The organism is Desulfovibrio sp. 1214_IL3152 (genome assembly GCF_036763055.1).
Lineage (GTDB): Bacteria > Desulfobacterota > Desulfovibrionia > Desulfovibrionales > Desulfovibrionaceae > Desulfovibrio.
In genome coordinates this window covers 1-3,837 of sequence record NZ_JBAIYW010000267.1, presented here as the reverse complement: position 1 = coordinate 3,837, position 3,837 = coordinate 1, and the positions used below count along the sequence as shown (strand labels likewise).

Here is a 3,837-nt window from a genome sequence, read left to right as displayed (position 1 = left end):
AGAAGAGTGTAGTATGATGGCTCAAGTCCAAAATCTCCTTGTGTGGCAAGTTGTTGTGGTAACTTCTTATACCACATACTGCTGAGATTTTGGACTTTTTTGTTACCCCTTAGCCGGACAGCAATGTGGTAACATCCCTGTCCAGCTCTGTGTGTCAATGGTGGAGCATTCGCCCTACGTTCCCCATAGCAGGCATCAATATCGCGGCGTCGTTGTGCCTGCTTGTCTTGGCAAGCCGCAGAATATGCATATTATTTATTATTTTTCAATGTGTGTTTGGCATTGTGTGCGTTGCAGTGTCAGACACACTCAAGGTTCCGTTAAACCTTTCTACCATAATACATGGAACACGCTACGCAAGCCATCTAGGCTTATCGGTACTTTCTCATGTGCCGGTTACAAAATCGTTATTCTTCATTATCTGCGCTTTTGCGCAAATATTTTTTTTATTCAGAGTTACAATATTGCCCTATCGAAAACAGGTCGGCATATGCGCTCTCGCAGCCTTTGCCATAGCCATGGGCAGCAGCTTCGCAGTGCAGTCGCTCAAGGAATTCTGGCCCGAGAACATGGCAAACGAAAAGATCAGCCCGACACCTCCGGAACGCCGTTCGCTGCACACACGCGGCTATCTGGCCACATATGCGCTGGAGCTGGCTACCGGTTACCCCTGGCGCATGAAAAACCACACGCAGCCCCTGGAATCGCCGGAGGGCATTGAAAGTCTGCCCTCGCTTTCCTGCACAGACAAAATCGCGCTTATTCAAGTGGAAGCATTGGATTACGAGATGGTTACAGAAAAGGCACAGGGGGAATACGTTATGCCCTTTCTGCATGGCCTGCTGAAGCATGCGATACTGCTGCGTCTGGACGGAACCAAAAAAATGGCATCAGCCAACTCGGACTACGAAATATTCAATGGCCGCATCGCATCACACAGCATTTTGCACTATGAGTATGAACAGGATTATTCTGAATCATTTTTGCGCTTTCTGACTCAAAAAATTTCCCCCAGCTATTCCTTTCATGGCGTGCCCGGCAACTACATGAATCAGGAGGTTGCCTACCAGCGCCAAGGAGTGCAGCATGTTTACGGGCTGGAAAAAATGCAGGCCGAAGGTGTACCTGCGATTCCCATCTGGACGGACGGTATTGCCTCCGACACGGATCTGCTTGCCTTTGCGGCCCAAAAAATTCCTGCAGCCGGCCCTTTTTTGCATTTTATCATCACGCTGGACATGCACGTCATGGATCAGCCCGAAATGGTCTGCAATTCCCTGAAGTTTCCGGACGAACCACGCAACACCTATTATTCGCTGTGCCGTCACACTGATACCGCACTGGCCGCCTATATCGAACAACTGCCTGCGGGAACCACGGTAGCCATCTGGGGGGATCACAGGTCGTACACCAGTGAGGCTTCGGGCTATATTCCCTTTCTGTTCTTCATTACCGGGCAGTCACACCCCTTTGCGCATGAAGACGCTCCGCTCCTGAACAGAAGCAAGATATACTACTATCTGAAAAAAAATTTCTCCCAGCTCGGTGCGCAACAAGTACCGGCTACAGCAGAATCAGGGCGATAAGCAGCAGTACATTACAGAACAGGGCCAATAAAACCGCCATAGATCCCTTATCTTTGGCGTTTTTTATCAGTTCTGAATAACCGGGGCTTACAAGATCGCACACGTCCTCTATGGCGGAGTTGAGCAGCTCGACGATAAGAATCAAAAGATATGAGCCTGTCAGAAAAAACTTTTTCCACAGCGGCCAGGGCACTGCAAACATGATTAGAACAAGCCCGGCCAGCCCGGCCAGCTCCAGGCGAAAAGCCTCCTCCTTGGTCAGGGCGGCACGGAATCCCGCCAGAGAAAAAAGCGTAGCCCTGACACAGCGCCTGTAAAACACATCGTACATTTTTCTAAACATATACCAGTCCTTTATCAAGGCTCAGCCACGACGGGCCTGCCGCTACCTGCCATCCCCAAGTTTCGATAAAAGCGTTTTGCGGTTGATGCCAAGGCGTCGCGCGGCCTCGCTTTTATTGCCGCCCACCTGTTCAAGCGTGTCCTGCACGGCCAGACGCTCGATTTCCTCCAGCGTCATGTTGGCAAAATCCAGCCGCGCCGGACGTGTGTTGTCCTCCTCCACATCCACAATGGTGGGCGGCAGCTCGCGTTCGCTGATATATTCGCCCACCAGCAGCACCACAGCCCGTTCCACGGCGTTTTCCAGTTCACGCACGTTGCCGGGCCAGGCATGCTTGAGCAGCCTGTCCATAGCGGCAGGGGTAAAACCCTTGACCGTCTTGCCGTTGCGCTCGGCAAAAAGCTTCATGAAATGCATGGCGAGCAGGGGAATGTCCTCCTGTCGGTCACGCAGGGGCGGCAATTGCAAGGCCACCACATTGAGACGGTAATAAAGGTCCTGACGAAAACGTCCCTCGTCCACCTCCTGGGCCAGATCCTTGTTGGTGGCCGCCAGAATGCGCACGTCCACCTTGAGGTTCTGGTCGCCGCCCACACGCTGCAGTTCGCGTTCCTGAATCACCCGCAGCAGTTTGACCTGCATGGACAGCGGAATTTCACCGATCTCGTCCAGAAAGATCGTGCCTTTGTTGGCCGCCAGAAACCGGCCTTCACGGCGTTTTTCCGCACCGGTGAACGCGCCTTTTTCATGACCGAACAGTTCTGATTCCAGCAGGGTTTCCGTCAGGGCGGCGCAGTTGACGGCCACATAAGGCCCCTTGCTTCTGCCGCTGTTGGCGTGGATGAGCTTGGCAATAACCTCCTTGCCCGTACCGGATTCGCCCGTAATGAGCACCGTGGCCTCGGAAGGCGCAATGGCTGAAACCAGGCCCAGCATCTGGCGCATGGCCGGGCTTTGGCCGATGACATCGCGCGAGTCCACATTGGCCGCCAGTTCGTGACGCAGGGCAAGCACTTCGTCCCGCAGGCTGGCATGGTCGAGAGCGCGTTCCAGGGCCAGCTTGAGAGCGTCAAAAGCCAGAGGCTTGGTAAGATAGTCGTACGCCCCGGCCTTGAGGGCCTCCACGGCGTTCGCCACATCGGAATAGGCCGTCATGATCAGCACGGGAATGGCCGGATTATATCCCTTGATGGCGCGGGTGGCCTCAATGCCGCTCATGCCGCCCATGCGAACGTCCATAAGGATGAGGTCAAAAGGGCTTTCCTGGCACAGGGCCACGGCTTCTTCGCCATTATCCACGGTAACAGGGGCGTAACCCCACTCTTCCAGCAGGGCGCGCAACATTTCGCGATGATTGCGGTCGTCGTCCACCACCAGCAGCTTTACGGCCGATTTTACAGTCATTTCATCTTCCTCGGCAGCTTGAATATTCCGTTATTTTTGTCTGAGTATCCGCTGATTAAATCTTCGATTTACTCAGCTCGATGCCAAAAAATGGAAGCCATTTTGGGGAAAGGCACAAAAAACGCGCATGTAACGGGGGAAGTGAATTCCCCCTATTCACGTTTTTTGGGCTCCTGCCCGCGCAGGAGCCGCGGGAAGCGCGGAGTAAAGGCTTCCCTGACACTTTTATCCGCCCAGCGGGGCGTCATCCCTGCCACGCACGGGCAGTTCAAGAGTGAATTCCGTACCCCGGCCAGGCTGGGAGGTCACGCTGACATTGCCGCCATGCCCTTCCACAATCTGATGCACAATGGCAAGGCCAAGGCCCGTGCCTGAGGGCTTGGTGGTAAAATAGGGCGTAAAAATGGCCGCCTGAATGTCCCTGGCAATGCCCGGCCCAGTATCGGCCACCGTGATGCTGAAGTTCTGCCCGCCGGCGCAGAGGCGCGCGCCCACACGCAGTTC

4 protein-coding genes are annotated in these 3,837 nt (G+C 54.3%); 1 reads left to right on the top strand and 3 read right to left on the bottom strand.

Going from position 1 to position 3,837, the window contains the following annotated elements; translation table 11 throughout:
* Positions 1–464 precede the first annotated feature (464 nt).
* The gene (locus V6C07_RS05765; protein ID WP_333535410.1) at positions 465–1,586 is read left to right on the top strand and encodes a sulfatase-like hydrolase/transferase; all 1,122 of its coding nucleotides are present in this window, start codon (positions 465–467) and stop codon (positions 1,584–1,586) included.
* Here the strand turns inward: V6C07_RS05765 and V6C07_RS05760 are convergent.
* From V6C07_RS05760 to V6C07_RS05750, 3 genes are all read right to left on the bottom strand, one after another.
* The gene (locus tag V6C07_RS05760) at positions 1,564–1,929 is read right to left on the bottom strand and encodes a diacylglycerol kinase (protein ID WP_333535409.1); all 366 of its coding nucleotides are present in this window, start codon (positions 1,927–1,929) and stop codon (positions 1,564–1,566) included. The two genes, V6C07_RS05765 and V6C07_RS05760, sit on opposite strands and share 23 nt — an antisense overlap.
* A 42-nt stretch (positions 1,930–1,971) precedes the next feature.
* Complete coding sequence (locus V6C07_RS05755) at positions 1,972–3,333, bottom strand: sigma-54-dependent transcriptional regulator (protein ID WP_333535408.1); 1,362 nt, start codon at positions 3,331–3,333, stop codon at positions 1,972–1,974.
* Between the two features lie 225 nt (positions 3,334–3,558).
* Positions 3,559–3,837: sensor histidine kinase (locus tag V6C07_RS05750; RefSeq protein ID WP_333535407.1), on the bottom strand; the 279-nt coding region annotated here is incomplete at its 5' end.

What these genes read in the sequence shown, in the direction of transcription:
- V6C07_RS05755 (WP_333535408.1), bottom strand. Translation starts at nt 3,333, where the DNA reads ATGACTGTAAAATCGGCCGTAAAGCTGCTGGTGGTGGACGACGACCGC.
- V6C07_RS05760 (WP_333535409.1), bottom strand. Translation starts at nt 1,929, where the DNA reads ATGTTTAGAAAAATGTACGATGTGTTTTACAGGCGCTGTGTCAGGGCT.